This window comes from Pseudomonas sp. YH-1 (assembly GCF_051990045.1).
GTDB classification, from domain to species: Bacteria; Pseudomonadota; Gammaproteobacteria; order Pseudomonadales; family Pseudomonadaceae; genus Pseudomonas; species Pseudomonas nicosulfuronedens.
The window spans coordinates 442620-456127 of record NZ_CP178184.1 but is presented as its reverse complement, the minus strand read 5'-3'; the positions used below and the strand labels follow the sequence as shown (position 1 = coordinate 456127).

Below are 13508 nucleotides of genomic sequence, written 5' to 3'. Positions count from 1 at the left end.
CCGCAGGCTTCCAGCGCGCGGTGGGGGAGTCTTCCGGGGCGGAGGGTCAGCGCGCTGTCGGCGTCAGGCCCAGGTTCTGCTGGATCCTCTCGTTGAGCAGGACGACCCAGTTGTTGTAATTGCGGTGGATCTGTCCGTTCTCCTCGTCCAGCCCGCGGCTGCTGCGCAGCTTGATGGAATACTGCTGGCTGCTGTACGGGATGCTGATCTCGGCGTGGTGACGCTCGCGCACGGTGATCTCGGCGTAGATCACGCTGCCGTTGTCCTGCTGCAGCGTCCACTGCTGTTCGGCCAGGGCCTTGTGGATCGCCTCCTGCACCTGGGCCGTCGTGCGTCGACCGTCTGCCGGCAGGCTCTGGTCGAGGTTCAGCACGGCCCGGCCGGTACAGCCGACGACCAGTGCGGCGGCGAGGCAGAGGATGACGCTACGGATCAGTCGGGACATGGATCGCTCTCCTTGCAGTGTCCTGTGGTGGCGACTCAGCGCCAGCGCTTGAAGATCAGCGAGGTGTTGATGCCGCCAAAGGCGAAGTTGTTGTTCATCACGTACTCGTGGCTCATCACGCGCGGTTCGCCCTGCAGGTAGTCGAGCTCGCCGCAGCGAGGGTCGACCTGGTCCAGGTTCAGGGTGTGCACGTAGCGATCGCTGTTCATCATCTCGATGCTGAACCAGGACTCCAGTGCGCCGCACGCTCCCAGAGTGTGGCCCAGGAAGCTCTTCTGCGAGCTGATCGGCATACGCTTTCCGAACAGTTCGCTGGTGGCCTGCGTCTCGGCGATATCGCCCTGCTCGGTGGCAGTGCCATGGCCGTTCACGTAGCCGATGGCCTCGGCGTCCAGGCCGGCGTCTTCCAGTGCCAGCTCCATGGCGCGGCGCATGGTCGCCTGCTCGGGGCGGGTGGTGTGCTGGCCGTCGGCGTTGCTGCCGAAGCCAACGATCTCGGCATGGATGTGCGCGCCACGGGCCAGGGCGTGTTCCAGTTCTTCCAGCACCAGCATGCCAGCGCCTTCGCCGATCACCAGACCGTCGCGGCCGGTGTCGTAGGGGCGCGGCGAGAGGTGGGGCGTATCGTTCTTCAGGCTGGTGGCGTAAAGCGCGTCGAACACCATGGCTTCGGTGGGGCACAGCTCTTCCGCACCGCCGGCGAGCATCAGCGGCAGGCGGCCGAAACGAATCGCCTCATAGGCGTAGCCGATGCCCTGGCTGCCGCTGGTGCAGGCGCTGGACGTCGGAATCACGCGGCCCTTGAGGCCGAAGAAGATGCTGATATTGGCCGCTGTCGTGTGCGGCATCATGCGCACATAGGAGTTGGCGTTGAGGCCGTCTGCCACCGAGTGCAGCAGCATGTTGCCGAAGGCCTTGATCTCGTCGGTGCTGCCGACGGACGAGCCGCAGGCCACGCCCATGCGGCCGTCGCGAATCGACTCGTCGTCCAGCAAGCCGGCATCGGCCAAGGCGCGTTCGGCTGCACCCACGGACAGGCGCGAGACGCGGCCCATGCTGCGCAGTTGTTTGCGGGTCCAGTGCCTGGGCACGGAGAAGTCCGGCACCGGGCCGGCCAGCCGGGTGTTCAGCTCGGTGAAACGGTCCCACTCGTCCATGCGCCGGATGCCGCTGCGGCTGGCGTTGAAGTTCGCCTCGATGCTGGCCCAGTCCGAACCCAGGGAAGTAATGCCGGACATGCCGGTGACGACCACACGCTTCATCAGCACAGTCCTCCGTTGACCGCCAGCACCTGGCGGGTGATGTAGCCGGCCTCGGCCGACATCAGGAAGTTCACCGCGCCTGCGACCTCCTCCGCCGTGCCCATGCGCTGGGCGGGGATCATCTTGAGGATTTCCTCCACCGGCACCTGCTCGTCGAGCATGGCGGTGTCGATCAGCCCCGGCGCCACGCAGTTCACCGTGATCCTGCGCTTGCCCAGCTCGATGGCCAGCGCCTTGGCGGCGCCGATCACGCCGGCCTTGGAGGCGCTGTAGTTGACCTGGCCGCGGTTGCCGATCAGCCCGGAGACCGACGTGATGCAGACGATACGTCCCGGCTGGCGGCGGCGGATCATCGGCATGATCACCGGGTGCAGGACGTTGTAGAAACCGTCGAGGTTGGTGCGCAGCACCTGGTCCCAGTCCTCCTCGGTGAGCGCGGGAAAGGCTCCGTCGCGGGTCAGGCCGGCATTGCAGACCACGCCGTAATAGGCGCCGTGGCTTTCCACATCGGCTTCAAGGACGGTGCGCGCGGTCTCGCGGTCGGCCACGTCGAACTGCAGCACGCGGGCATTGCGGCCCAGGGTCTGGATCTCCGCCTGCACGGCTTCGACTTCGGCGCGGCCGCTGCGGCAGTGCAGCACGAGGTCGTGCCCGGCTTGGGCCAGGCGCAGGGCGATGGCTCGGCCGATACCGCGGCTGGAGCCGGTTACCAGAATGGGGTCAGTCATATGCTTGGCTCTTTGGGCTCTCGCTTCCCGGCGCTGGGGCCTCGAGAGGGGGTTCTTGTAGATAGCTGGCGGCCTCGGGCGGGCGGAACACGGTGAGGCGCGCCAGTGCCTTGATGTCCGCTCCTTCCAGGTGGCATTCGAAGACGCCCATGCCATTGTCGTCCTGCAGGGTCCGGATGGCGTGGAGGGTGAGTTGCGCTCCGACCGGGAAGCTTGCCACGTTGCACTGGTACTGGCGCGTGCCGAGCAGGAAGCCCAGCTCCACCGGCTCGCCGCGCGAGCGCGCCTGGCAGCCGGCATAGGCGGCGATGCTCTGTGCCATCAGCTCCACGCCGATCCAGGCCGGCAGGCTGCCATCGGCCTCGTTGAACAGCCCGCCGGGGCGCACGGTCAGGCGGGTACGGATGTCCTCCTCGCCGAACTCGAGCACTTCGTCGAGGAGGATCATGTCCCCCGCATGGGGCAGCAGGGAGGCGATCGGCCAGTCGATCATCGGGGCACTCCAGAAAGATTGCTCAACTCGCCCAGGATCAGGCTGACGTTGTTGCCGCCGAAGGCGAACGAGTTGCTCATCAGATAACGCGGCCCCTGCACAGCAAGGCCGGGACCGTTCTCGCCGACCAGCGCGAGGGGCGGCAGCTGTGGGTCGGCGACGCCATCCCAGCACTGCGGCGGCAGGCGATTATCCGGATTGTGCTCGCTCAGCAACAGCCAGCAGAACGCCGCTTCCAGCGCGCCGGCGGCGCCGAGGGTGTGCCCGGACAACGGTTTGGTCGAGGAACAGGGCACGCCCTGGGGGAACTCGGCGCTGACGGCGAGGCTTTCCATGGCGTCGTTGTGCAGGGTCGCGGTGCCATGCAGGTTCAGGTAGGCGATCTGCCCGGCCTGCAGTCGCGCATCCGCCAGCGCCTTGCGCATCGCCTCGCGGGCGCCGCGGCCTTCGGGTTCGGGCGCGGAAATATGGTGTGCATCGGAGCTGGCGCCGGCGCCGAGCAGGGCCACGCGGCCGGGCTCGCGGGTCATCAGGAACAGCGCCGCACCTTCGCCGATGTTGATGCCCTTGCGGTTAGCGGAGAACGGATTGCAGCGCTCGTTCGAAACCGCCTCCAGGGCGCTGAAGCCGTTGAGCGTCAGCTCGCACAGGCTGTCCACGCCGCCACACAGCACGGCGTCGCACAGCCCTAGCTCCAGCAGCCGGCGCGCGCTCTGCAGGGCGCGGCCGCTGGAGGTGCAGGCGGTGGAGATGACATAGGCGGGGCAGGCCAGTTCGTAGTGCTCGGCGAGGAAGGCGGCGGGGTTGGCCAACTCCTGGTGCGAGTAGTGGAAGCCCTCGGGCAACTGCCCGTGCAGGCTGTGATGACGAATGCCCTGGGTGGTTTCCTGGATGCCCGAGGTGCTGGTCCCCAGTACCACCGCGACGCGCGCAGCGCCGTGGCGCTGGATGGCTGCGCGGATGGCCGGGTCGATCTGCGTGGCGGCGGCCAGCAGCAGGCGGTTGTTGCGGGTATCGTGGCGCTTGTCGGGGATAGCTGCCAGGCGCGCTTTCACCGTGCCCACCGGCAGGCTCCTGCCCGGCACCCAGCCGGCCTGGACCTGCATGCCGGCAGACTCGCCGGCCAGCAGCGCGGCGGTGACTTCACGGCAGTCGTTGCCCAGTGCGCAGATCAGGCCCAGCTCGTTCAGGTAGGTAGCGTTCATGGTGCGGCGCTCTCGGAGTCCAGGGGCGTCACCCGGTAGCAGAGGTCGGCGGATTCGAGGGTGAAGTCCTGCGCCGACCGGTAGGTGATCTTCCAGCGCTGCTGCAGGTGGCGCTCAGGGTCGTCCGCCCGGTAGTCCTTCGCCGGGTAGCGCGAGGCAAGTTCGCCTTCGGGCGTCAGCGCGAACAGCAGCACGGCGAAGAGCTCGCGCGCTTCCGGGTTGGGTGGCAGCAGGCCGTCGTTGCTCCATTCTCCCTCACGCAGCAACTGGCGCGACAGCGGAATGCCCAGCGGATCGATCAGTGACCAGCGCAGCGCGGCGCCTTCCTGCTGGATCACCAGCAGCCAATCCTGTGTCGAGAGCTGGCTGGCCTGGCCTTGTTCGCGCTGGATGTGCAACTGCATCGGCGTCGACAGCGACGGCATTGCGGACGGCAGCGGCGCGTGCTGGGCACAGCCGGCCAGCAACAGGGCGAAGGCAAGACTCAACCAGCGGATCATGCTCAGCGGCTCTCCAGTGGCTTGCGTACCACGGCATTGACCAGGGTTTCCTCGCGCTGGCCGAACGGTTTCGGCTGGCGCAGGCCCCAGCGCTCCAGCAGACCGAAGTCCCTGGCGCGGCTCCACCACAGGTAGGGGTAGGAGACGTTCTTCTCGCCGAACTCGAAGCCTTGCTCGCGGAGCATCTGCAGGTACTGCGCGGCGCTCTTCTGCACGTGCATCGGGTGACGGAAGAACCAGCGGATCACCCAGGTATCGATGTAAGCCTCGGTGGACTCGGCGAACAGCAGCAGGCCGCCCGGTTTGAGCACGCGCCAGAATTCCTGCAGTGCCTGCTCCTGCTCCACCAGGTGATGGAAGGTCTGGTGGCAGAACAGGATGTCGACGCTGGCCGAAGGCAGCATCAGGTCGGCGCAGTCGGCGCAGTTCAGCTCCACCTCGATGTTTTCCCGCGCCGCTTCCATGGCCGAGCAGTCGAGGCTGTGCGGGTCGGCATCGAGACCGATCATCCGCCCAGGCTTGAAGGCATCGCGCAGCAGGCGAAACGAGCGGCCCTGGCCGCAGCCCGCGTCGAGCAGCACCGGGTTGGCCGGGATGTCCCAGCTGATCAGGCGCTTCAGGTCGTTGATCGCCACGCGCAGCACATGGTGCTGCCAGGTGTGGCTCTGCAGGAACCAGAAACCGAATCGGGTTTCTTCGACGTAGGTGGAGGCGGGGCGGGTCATGACAGTCCTTGTCCTTCAGCTTGCGCAGATTTCGGAGAGTACCCGCAGGCGACGCTGCGGTTCGGCGACGAAGGGATTGCGCATGTCCCACGCGTAGCCGGCGAGGATGGAGCAGATCATCCGGCGGATTTCCGGGGTCGCCTTCTCGTAGAAGATCACGTCCTGGAAGCTGCCGTCGTACCAGCCTTCGACGTAGGCACGGAAGGTGTCCACGCCGCGTTTGAGCGGCTGGGCGAAGTCGGCCTCCCAGTCCACCGTCTCGCCCTTGAGCTGACGGTCGAGCAGGCTGGCCGCCAGGCTGGCGGAACGCATGGCGATGGTGACGCCGGAGGAAAATACCGGGTCGAGGAATTCCGCCGCGTTGCCCAGCAGGGCGAAGCCCGGACCGGCCAGGCGCTTGACGTTGGCCGAGTAGCCGCCGAGGGTGCGCGCCGGCGTATCCCAGACGGCGTTCTTCAGCAGCGAACGCAGGTTCGGCGCAGCTTCGACGAAGTCCTTCAGGCAGGTGTCCAGGTCGTCCAGCCTGCCCTCGAAATGGTGGTCCTCGGCCACTACGCCGATGGAGGTACGGCCGTCGCTGAAGGGGATGGTCCAGTACCAGACTCCGCGCTCCTCGGGGTGGATGCTGACGAGGATCTTCTCGCGGTCGAAGTGCGGCGCGTCGATGCGATCCTCGATATGAGTGAATACCGCGCGGCGCACCGGGAAGCCGGATGGCGCCTCCAGGTCGAGCAGGCGCGGGAGCACGCGGCCATAGCCGCTGGCGTCGAGAACGAAGGTGCACTCCACCTCGTATTCGCTGCCGTCCAGGCGGCGCACCCGCAGGCGCGGGCAGTCACCGGTGAAGTCGGCGGCGATGATTTCTTCTTCGTAGCGGATATCCACGCCCTGCAGTTCGGCCTGGTCGGCCAGCAGCTGGTCGAAGCGCGCACGCTGGACCTGGAAAGTCGTGCCCTTGCCTTCGGTGAACTTGTCGCGGAAGTCGAATGCGCTGTAGCGCTCGCCCCAGGCGAATGCCGCACCGTGCTTCACCTGGAAGCCGGCGGCCTGCACCGCATCGAGCATCCCGGCCTCTTCGACGAAATCCAGGCAGTGCGACAGCAGGCTCTCGCCGATGGAGAAACGCGGGAAGCGCTGGCGCTCCAGCACCAGCACGTCGTGGCCCTTGCGCTTGAGCAGGGCGGCGGCGATGGCGCCGGATGGACCGGCGCCGATCACCACGACCGCGCGTTTTTGCAAATCAACGAGGGACATCGGAAGGGCTCCTTGCCGGGCTGGCGTCCTTGTCGGCGTGACTGCCGCGTGGGCGGCGAACGCCGCACAGCGCGGGCAGCAGGGTGGCGAACAGGCTCATCAGCAGCAGGCTGAAATACAGCAGCGAGTCGATATGACCCTGCTGGAACAGCAGGTTGAGGAAGACGATCTCGGTCAGCCCGCGAATGTTCAGCAGCAGGCTTTCCCTCCATAGCTCGGGAAGGCTCGCGCCCGGCAGCGCCCAGCGCAGGCCGAGCCAGCTGCCGGCCAGCTTGCTGAGCACCGGCAGCACCAGCAGCGCGCCGAGGTAGAGCCAGGAGTAGCCGGAGAGGGCCGTGTGGAAGTCGATCTGCAGGATGCCGAAGGACAACACCAGTGGCACCAGCAGATAGTTCTGCAAGGCCAGCGCCGCGCGTGGCGCGACCGGCAGGCGGAAAGGCTGACGTATCGCGGCCTGGGTCATCAGCCAGGTAATGGCGAACACCAGAGTGTTCAGGTACCAGTGCTGGAAGGCGATCATCAGGCCGAAGAACGGCAGGCTGTAGGCCAGGTGCTGGCGCACACCGATCAGGCGTAGCAGCAACGGAATCACGCCGGCCAGCAACGGCCACACCAGTTGGGACGGATCGCTGCTGCCCTGGGCCAGGCCGAACAGGCTCCAGCACCACAGGTCCATCAGCACCGCCGCGTGCATCAGTCGGCGGGTGGCATCCTCGGGGTAGTCGATGTTGCGCAGGAACAGGTAGAGCACCGGGATTGCCGTGATGGCGAACAGCAGGCCGATGCCCAGCACGCTGATGCCCTCGCGCACACCCAGCAGCCACCACGCACTGGCCATGCCGCAGGCCAGCGGTACGGCGAAGCTGGGTAGGGCGATCTTCAGGCTCTGGCGGCTGACGTCGAGGTCGATCACATCGCTCAGGATGTGCCCCAGCAGCAGCGCGAAGCCGATGTCGTAGAGCGGTCGCAGCCAGGGCGCGGTGACCAGCGTACGCACCTCGAAGCCCTGGTCCTGCAGTACGATGAACAGCAGCGGCAGCAGCAGGCCGGCCACCAGCAACTGGCTGACGATGGGCGGCAGGCGCAGACGGCGCCCGCCGATCACCGCCAGGGCGAACAGCGGCGGCATGGCCAACCAGAAAAGGATCGTCAACATGCCGCAGTTCCCTCTCGGGTGCCTGCTTGCGCCCAGGGGCAGAACAGGAAACAGAATGCGAGGCCCAGCCCCACGGCCAGGCCGAAATTGCTGATCACCGGCGTGGCCGACAGCGCCAGCAGGCCGAACGACAGCCAGGTGGTGATGGCCGCGAGCAGCACACCCACCAGGCTCACTGCTGCACCGCCGACGCGCTCGCGCATGAGGATGGTGTAATCCACGCCGATGGCGGTCACCAGCAGCAGGCCGAACAGGCTGAACAGCGTCAGCGGCTGGCCCAGCCAGCCGAGGCTGGCGAGGCTGCACAACGCTGCCAGCAGCGGCAGCAGGACGATGCGCAGGGCGCCGCGCGGGCCGAAGGGCTTGAGCAGCAGGGCGAAGATCAGCACGCAGGAGAGCAGCTTGAGTTCGGTGGCGCTGACCTGGGTGGCGGCGAACAGGCGGTTCAGCTCGCCGAGGCGATCCACCAGTTGCACGCCTTCCAGCCCCTTGGCCTGCTCGGCCAGCAAGCCGGCATCGGATAGCCCTTGCAGGCTCACCAGCCCGGCTACGCCGCCGCTCACCGTGCCCAGCCACAGCGGCCGCCAGGGTTCGCCCAGTGGGCCTTTCAGCGCTTGGTCGAGCGTTTGCGGCGGGAGTTTTTCCAGCTGCTCCAGCTCGGCTTGCAGCGCGGCCTGGGGAATGCCCAGGTCGACCAGTGCCTGCCAGTGCTGAGGCAGTTGGCGCAGTGCCTCACGGGCCTGCTGTTGCTGCTGCTCGGTGGCGAGCAACTGGTTGAGCGCGAGATAGCCCTTGAGCTGACCGGAGGCGACCAGCTTCTCCAGCCGCGTGGCCAGTTCGGCCTGGCGTTGCAGCAACTGGGTTTCATTGGCGGCGCGCACCAGGAAGAACTGGCTGGTGGGCTGGTAGCCGGTGATGCGCGCGGCGGCCTGGGCCTCGCTGAGCAGTTGCGGCTTGGCGCCCAGCCATTGGCGCAGGTCGTTCTTCACCTGCAGTTGCCACAGTCCGCCAGCGCAGAACAGCGCGACAGCGACCAGCAGCGGCCAACTGCCCGTGCGCTTGAGCAACGATTGGCGCAGGCCGATCAGTCGCTCGCCCAGCGAAAGCAGCAGTGGTTGCGGCGCAATGGCGTTGCCGCGCAGCAGGAGTGGCAGCAGGCCGATCACACACAGGTAGGCGGCGAGCAGGCCGGCCACCGAAAAGGTCGCCACCTGGGTCAGCGCCGGGAAGGGCGTGCAGGCCAGGGCGAGGTAGCCGATCAGGTTGGTCAGCAGGCTCAGCAGCAGCCCGCGATGGCTCAGCCGCAGCGCCTGCCAGGGTTGCCAATGACTCAGGCTCCAGGCTTTGGACAGGTAGTGCAGCGGGTAGTCCGACGCCACGCCGATCAGGCTCGCACCGAGTACCAGGGTGAGCAGGTTGATCTTGCCGAACAGCGCGATGCACGCGGTAGCGCCGGCCAGCACGCCGACCAGCACCGGCAGGAAGGCCAGCAGCGCGCGCACACGGCGGAAGGCGAGTAGCAGCAGAAGCAGGGTACCGAGTGCGGCGCCGCCGCCGACCCAGGTCATTTCGCGGCTGGCCTGGCGCTGGCCGTCGGCGGCGTAGAGCAGACCGCTCGCGGCGACTATCTGTCCGCCGTCGGCAGCCACTTGCTGGCGCGCCTCGGCGATCTGTGCGGCCACGGCGCGCGGCAGGCTCATGTCGAAGGCATCGGCGCGGGTGCGGGCGCGCAGCAGCACCCAGCTGCGGCCATCGGCTTCGGCGACCAGCGCGCCGCTGCCGATGTCCAGTTGCACCTTCGCTGTCAGCGGCTGGTGATGCTGGATACGCAGGGCCAGGCCGAACCAGTCCTGGTCGTTGGGCAGCAGGCCGAAGCCGGAGAAGGGGTCGAAGAGTTGTTCCACTCGCTGCTGGATGAAAGCGGCAGGATCGCTTGTGAGCTGCTGGCGGTCATCGCGGTTGAGCAAGGCGAGGCGGCCATCGCGCAACTGTTCGCGTAACGCTGGCAGGTCGGCCTGCACACCCCATTGCACTTTCTCGTAGAGCCCGCTGGTCTGCCAGCGCTCGGCCAGCGCGCGGGCATGGGCGATGGCGGTGCCGCGCTCGGGGTAGCCGACCAGCACTAGCAGCTCGCGGTTGAGCGGCTCCTGCATGCGCTGCTCAGCCTGCTTTTGCAGGGCATCACGGCTGCCGCCGGGCACCAGCTCCAGCAGGTCGGTGCTCAGCGGCGCGGCGCCGCGCCATTGCCAGGCGGCAAGGGCGAGCAGCGCCAGCAGCCCGGCAATCACCAGGCGCGGCAGCCACTGCGGCCGCTCAGCGGGCAAAGTCGCTGCGCTCCGCATCGGTCAGATTGTCGCCGGGCTGGCTGCTGGTCATGCGCAGCACGGTTCGGTCGCCCTGGGCTTCGTGCAGTTCGATGCGTTGCACCAGCCCGCCGCCAGCGATTTCGATACTGTCGAAGATCTGCTTGAGCAGCACGGCGCGCGGCGTGAGGGTCAGTTTCCAATCGCTTGCTTCGCCGCTCAGGGCCAGGTCGAAGTCCCGTTGCAGGCCGCTGCTGTCGCCTTCCAGCACGGCGAGGAACAAGCGGTTCTGCTGCGCGCTGGCGCTGCGTTGCGGCAGTTGCTGCCAGCCGTTGGCGTCGCGCCGGGCAAGGCCCTGGTCGTCGATCCGGTAATCCTGCTTGAGCGGTGTCTGCAACAGCCACAGCAGCCCGTGCTGCTTGGCCAGGACGAAGCGGCCCTTGCTCACCAGCGGCTGCGGCAGCGAACGCAGGTGCTTCTCCTGGAGGAACTCGCCACGCACCACCGCCGGCTTGCCCAACTGCGCTGCCAGTTGCGGCAGGTCGAAGGCGTGGGCCAGGGGGGCGAGTAGTAAGCCGCACAGGAGCAGTGCGCGCGTCAGCATGCTTCGGCCTCCAGCGCGCGCTGCACGGCGGCGATGAATACCGGCGGGGAGACCATCTGCATTTCGCGGCTGGCGATTTCCACCGCCACCTGGCTGCTGCTGGCGCGGGTCAGGCGCTCGCCGGTTTCGGCGTCGCTGATCAGGTAGTTGATCTTCAGGCGGTTTTCCCACTCCACCAGGTCGGCGCGCACGCTGATGCGCTGGCCGAAGCGGGCGCCGCGCACGTAGCGCAGCTGCAGGTCGATCACCGGCCAGGCGTAGCCCGCCTCGCGCATCTGCGCGTAGTTGTGGTCGAGCTTGTCGAGCAGGGCGCAGCGCGCGATTTCCAGGTACTTGACGTAGTGGCCGTGCCAGACCACTTCCATCATGTCCACGTCGAAGAACGGCACGAGGATTTCCACCTCGGCCTGCAGGACCCCGGCCTTACGCATAGAGCCCCCAGTGGCGCGCGCGGATGCGCTCCAGGCAAAGGCGCAGTTCGCCTTCCAGCGCGCGGTCCTCGATCAGTGGTGGGAAGTCCTGGCCGAGCTGCTCGTGCATGTCGCCCAGCGGCGTCGGCAGGGGCTGTGCATCGTCTTCGCGCCCGCGCAGCCAGACGCCCTGTTGCGCGGCCAGCAACGCGGCGGCGGCGACCTGCTCGGTCAGCTCCAGGCTGCGCAGGGCGTCGCGCGCGGCGATGGTGCCCATGCTCACCTTGTCCTGGTTGTGGCACTCGGTGGAGCGCGAGAACACGCTGGCTGGCAGGGTATTTTTCAGCGCCTCGGCGGTCCACGCGCTGGCTCCGATCTGCACAGCCTTGAAGCCATGGTTGATCATCGCGCGCTCGGCCGGCGCACCCGAAAGGTTGCTCGGCAGACCGTGGTTGTAGCGGGTGTCCACCAGCAGCGCGAGCTGCCGGTCGAGCAGGTCGGCGACGTTGCCCACCAGGTTCTTCAGGCTGTCCATGGCAAAGGCGATGTGCCCGCCATAGAAGTGCCCGCCGTGCAGGACGCGCTCGTCTTCGGCGTCGATGATCGGGTTGTCGTTGGCGCTGTTCAGCTCGATCTCGATGAACTGCCGCAGCAGGCCCAGGCTGTCGGCCAGCACGCCCAGCACGTGGGGTGCGCAGCGTAGCGAGTAGCGGTCCTGCAGACGGTGCAGCGGCGGCGTCGGCGCGTCGATGGCGAGGTCCTGGCGAATCCACGCGGCGACCTGCATCTGCCCCGGATGTGGCTTGGCGGCGAACAGGCGCTCGTCGAAATGCTCCGGGTTGCCCTGCAGCGCGATGACGTTCAGCGCGGTGATGCGCGTGGCCAGCTTGAGCAGGTAGTCGGCGCGCACATAGGCGAGGCAGGCGAGGCCGGTCATCACGGCGGTGCCGTTCATCAGCGCCAGCGCTTCCTTGGGCCGCAGCACCAGCGGCTGCCAGCCCAGTTCGGCGTGGACTTCAGCGGCGCTGCGGCGCTCTCCGCGCCAGAGCACGTCACGCTCGCCGGCGAGAGTGGCGGCGACATAGGACAGCGGCGTGAGATCACCGCTGGCGCCCACTGAACCTTCTTCCGGAATCAGCGGCAGGATGTCTTGTGCGAGGAAGGCATGCAGGCGTTCCAGCAGCTCCAGGCGCACACCGGAAACGCCATGGCTCAGCGAGCGCAGGCGCGCGGCGAGCACGGCGCGGGTAGCCTGTGGATCGAGCAGCTTGCCCAGGCCGCAGCCGTGGAAGGTGAACAGGTGCTGCGGCAGCGCCTCGACGTGCTCCAGCGGCACGGCCACCACGCAGGAATCTCCGTAGCCGGTGGTCACGCCGTAGATCACGCCTTCCTTGTCCAGCAGGGTGTCGAGGAACTGCGCGCCACGGGCGATGCGCGCGCGGAACTCGGCGTCATCGTCCAGGCGGCTTTCGACGCGGCGCTCGGCGAGGGCGACGATCTGCTCGATGCTCAGGTGGCCTTGGCCGAAAACCGGCGCTTCAGTGGCTGTCGTCATGGGCTTTCCAGAACGGGTAAAAGTTGAACCACTGCTGCGGCGCACGCAGGCAGTAGTGTTCCAGGCGCTGGGCATAGCGCTGGGTCCAGTGTTTCAGAACCTCGGCGCGGTCGCTGCGGCGCCACTGGATACGTTCGGCGAAGGGCTCCAGGTGCACGCGGTAGCGGCCTTCTTCCTTGAGGCAGAACATCAGGCTGGCCGGGCATTGCAGCAGGCCGGCCAGTAGCCAGGGGCCCTGTGGGAAGGCCGCGGGCGCGCCGAGGAAGTCGACCTCCACGTTGCGCCCGCCGTGCAGCGGAATGCGGTCGCCGGCGATTGCCAGCCATTCGCCGGCGTCCAGGCGCTGGGACAGTTGCAGCATGATCGCCGGGTCCAGTTCGCTCACCTGGATCAACCGCAGGTGGCTGGCGCCGGACTCGCCGAGCAGCTTGTTGAACTGCTCGGCGTGGCGAGTGTGCACCAGCACGTTCATGCGCACCTTTTCGCCCAGCTCGGCCAGCGCGCGGCAGACCTCGAGGTTGCCCAGGTGAGCGCCGACCAGCAGTTGGCCACGGCCACTGCGCAACTGCGCGCGCAGGCCATGTGGGTCGCACAGTTCGATGCTGGAGATATCCAGTCGGCCGGCCCAGACGTCGAGCTTGTCGAGGATGGCGTCGGCGAAGGCCATGAACTGGCCGAACACGCGGCCGGTGGTCGGGCACAACGAGGCGTCGCCGCTGTGCTGTGCCAGGCGCTGCTGGTACTCGCGGATGGCGCCGCGCGCACGGGAGCCGAAGAGGAAGAAGTACAGCACGATCAGGTGCAGCAGCGGCGACAGCAGGCGTCGACCGAGGGTGCGCGCGGCCCAGGCGGTGAAGCGCATCAGCAG

The 13508-nt window shown here is 67.6% G+C and carries 14 protein-coding genes; all 14 read right to left on the bottom strand.

Translation table 11 applies throughout. From position 1 onward, the window contains the following. Positions 1–46: 46 nt before the first annotated feature. The 14 genes from ACKI1H_RS02095 to ACKI1H_RS02030 are packed head-to-tail and all read right to left on the bottom strand — an operon-like array spanning position 47 to position 13502. Complete coding sequence (locus ACKI1H_RS02095; protein ID WP_440467540.1) at positions 47–445, bottom strand: hypothetical protein; 399 nt, start codon at positions 443–445, stop codon at positions 47–49. A 35-nt stretch (positions 446–480) separates the two neighbouring features. Beyond that, the gene (locus ACKI1H_RS02090) at positions 481–1707 is read right to left on the bottom strand and encodes a beta-ketoacyl-ACP synthase (protein WP_440467539.1); all 1227 of its coding nucleotides are present in this window, start codon (positions 1705–1707) and stop codon (positions 481–483) included. Next, positions 1707–2435: a 3-oxoacyl-ACP reductase FabG gene (gene fabG / locus ACKI1H_RS02085; RefSeq protein ID WP_440467538.1), complete on the bottom strand. Its 729-nt coding sequence runs from the start codon at positions 2433–2435 to the stop codon at positions 1707–1709. The genes ACKI1H_RS02090 and fabG overlap by 1 nt, the downstream gene beginning before the upstream one ends. Next, on the bottom strand, positions 2428–2928 hold the full coding sequence (locus tag ACKI1H_RS02080; protein WP_138523501.1) for a hotdog family protein: 501 nt from the start codon (positions 2926–2928) through the stop codon (positions 2428–2430). The genes fabG and ACKI1H_RS02080 overlap by 8 nt, the downstream gene beginning before the upstream one ends. Next, positions 2925–4133: a beta-ketoacyl-[acyl-carrier-protein] synthase family protein gene (locus ACKI1H_RS02075; RefSeq protein WP_440467537.1), complete on the bottom strand. Its 1209-nt coding sequence runs from the start codon at positions 4131–4133 to the stop codon at positions 2925–2927. The genes ACKI1H_RS02080 and ACKI1H_RS02075 overlap by 4 nt, the downstream gene beginning before the upstream one ends. Then, complete coding sequence (locus ACKI1H_RS02070; RefSeq protein ID WP_440467536.1) at positions 4130–4633, bottom strand: hypothetical protein; 504 nt, start codon at positions 4631–4633, stop codon at positions 4130–4132. The genes ACKI1H_RS02075 and ACKI1H_RS02070 overlap by 4 nt, the downstream gene beginning before the upstream one ends. A 2-nt stretch (positions 4634–4635) precedes the next feature. Further along, positions 4636–5358, bottom strand: a complete 723-nt coding sequence (locus ACKI1H_RS02065; RefSeq protein ID WP_138523495.1) for a class I SAM-dependent methyltransferase — start codon at positions 5356–5358, stop codon at positions 4636–4638. Positions 5359–5373: 15 nt separating this feature from the next. Next, positions 5374–6612 (bottom strand): NAD(P)/FAD-dependent oxidoreductase, encoded by a 1239-nt coding sequence (locus tag ACKI1H_RS02060; RefSeq protein WP_440467535.1) that lies wholly within the window; start codon positions 6610–6612, stop codon positions 5374–5376. After that, positions 6599–7768, bottom strand: a complete 1170-nt coding sequence (locus ACKI1H_RS02055) for a sodium:proton antiporter (protein WP_440467534.1) — start codon at positions 7766–7768, stop codon at positions 6599–6601. The genes ACKI1H_RS02060 and ACKI1H_RS02055 overlap by 14 nt, the downstream gene beginning before the upstream one ends. Then, the gene (locus ACKI1H_RS02050) at positions 7762–10092 is read right to left on the bottom strand and encodes an MMPL family transporter (RefSeq protein WP_440467533.1); all 2331 of its coding nucleotides are present in this window, start codon (positions 10090–10092) and stop codon (positions 7762–7764) included. The genes ACKI1H_RS02055 and ACKI1H_RS02050 overlap by 7 nt, the downstream gene beginning before the upstream one ends. Then, positions 10082–10675, bottom strand: coding sequence for an outer membrane lipoprotein carrier protein LolA (locus tag ACKI1H_RS02045; protein WP_440467532.1), 594 nt, complete (start codon positions 10673–10675; stop codon positions 10082–10084). Before ACKI1H_RS02045 ends, ACKI1H_RS02050 begins: the two co-directional genes overlap by 11 nt. Then, on the bottom strand, positions 10669–11106 hold the full coding sequence (locus ACKI1H_RS02040) for an acyl-CoA thioesterase (RefSeq protein ID WP_138523485.1): 438 nt from the start codon (positions 11104–11106) through the stop codon (positions 10669–10671). The genes ACKI1H_RS02045 and ACKI1H_RS02040 overlap by 7 nt, the downstream gene beginning before the upstream one ends. Then, positions 11099–12640, bottom strand: coding sequence for an HAL/PAL/TAL family ammonia-lyase (locus tag ACKI1H_RS02035; RefSeq protein WP_440467531.1), 1542 nt, complete (start codon positions 12638–12640; stop codon positions 11099–11101). Before ACKI1H_RS02035 ends, ACKI1H_RS02040 begins: the two co-directional genes overlap by 8 nt. Beyond that, on the bottom strand, positions 12624–13502 hold the full coding sequence (locus tag ACKI1H_RS02030; protein WP_440468812.1) for an LpxL/LpxP family acyltransferase: 879 nt from the start codon (positions 13500–13502) through the stop codon (positions 12624–12626). Before ACKI1H_RS02030 ends, ACKI1H_RS02035 begins: the two co-directional genes overlap by 17 nt. Positions 13503–13508 lie beyond the last annotated feature (6 nt).

What these genes read in the sequence shown, in the direction of transcription:
- ACKI1H_RS02040 (WP_138523485.1), bottom strand. Translation starts at nt 11,106, where the DNA reads ATGCGTAAGGCCGGGGTCCTGCAGGCCGAGGTGGAAATCCTCGTGCCG.
- ACKI1H_RS02090 (WP_440467539.1), bottom strand. Translation starts at nt 1,707, where the DNA reads ATGAAGCGTGTGGTCGTCACCGGCATGTCCGGCATTACTTCCCTGGGT.
- ACKI1H_RS02030 (WP_440468812.1), bottom strand. Translation starts at nt 13,502, where the DNA reads ATGCGCTTCACCGCCTGGGCCGCGCGCACCCTCGGTCGACGCCTGCTG.
- fabG (WP_440467538.1), bottom strand. Translation starts at nt 2,435, where the DNA reads ATGACTGACCCCATTCTGGTAACCGGCTCCAGCCGCGGTATCGGCCGA.
- ACKI1H_RS02080 (WP_138523501.1), bottom strand. Translation starts at nt 2,928, where the DNA reads ATGATCGACTGGCCGATCGCCTCCCTGCTGCCCCATGCGGGGGACATG.
- ACKI1H_RS02065 (WP_138523495.1), bottom strand. Translation starts at nt 5,358, where the DNA reads ATGACCCGCCCCGCCTCCACCTACGTCGAAGAAACCCGATTCGGTTTC.
- ACKI1H_RS02055 (WP_440467534.1), bottom strand. Translation starts at nt 7,768, where the DNA reads ATGTTGACGATCCTTTTCTGGTTGGCCATGCCGCCGCTGTTCGCCCTG.
- ACKI1H_RS02045 (WP_440467532.1), bottom strand. Translation starts at nt 10,675, where the DNA reads ATGCTGACGCGCGCACTGCTCCTGTGCGGCTTACTACTCGCCCCCCTG.
- ACKI1H_RS02075 (WP_440467537.1), bottom strand. Translation starts at nt 4,133, where the DNA reads ATGAACGCTACCTACCTGAACGAGCTGGGCCTGATCTGCGCACTGGGC.
- ACKI1H_RS02070 (WP_440467536.1), bottom strand. Translation starts at nt 4,633, where the DNA reads ATGATCCGCTGGTTGAGTCTTGCCTTCGCCCTGTTGCTGGCCGGCTGT.
- ACKI1H_RS02060 (WP_440467535.1), bottom strand. Translation starts at nt 6,612, where the DNA reads ATGTCCCTCGTTGATTTGCAAAAACGCGCGGTCGTGGTGATCGGCGCC.
- ACKI1H_RS02095 (WP_440467540.1), bottom strand. Translation starts at nt 445, where the DNA reads ATGTCCCGACTGATCCGTAGCGTCATCCTCTGCCTCGCCGCCGCACTG.
- ACKI1H_RS02035 (WP_440467531.1), bottom strand. Translation starts at nt 12,640, where the DNA reads ATGACGACAGCCACTGAAGCGCCGGTTTTCGGCCAAGGCCACCTGAGC.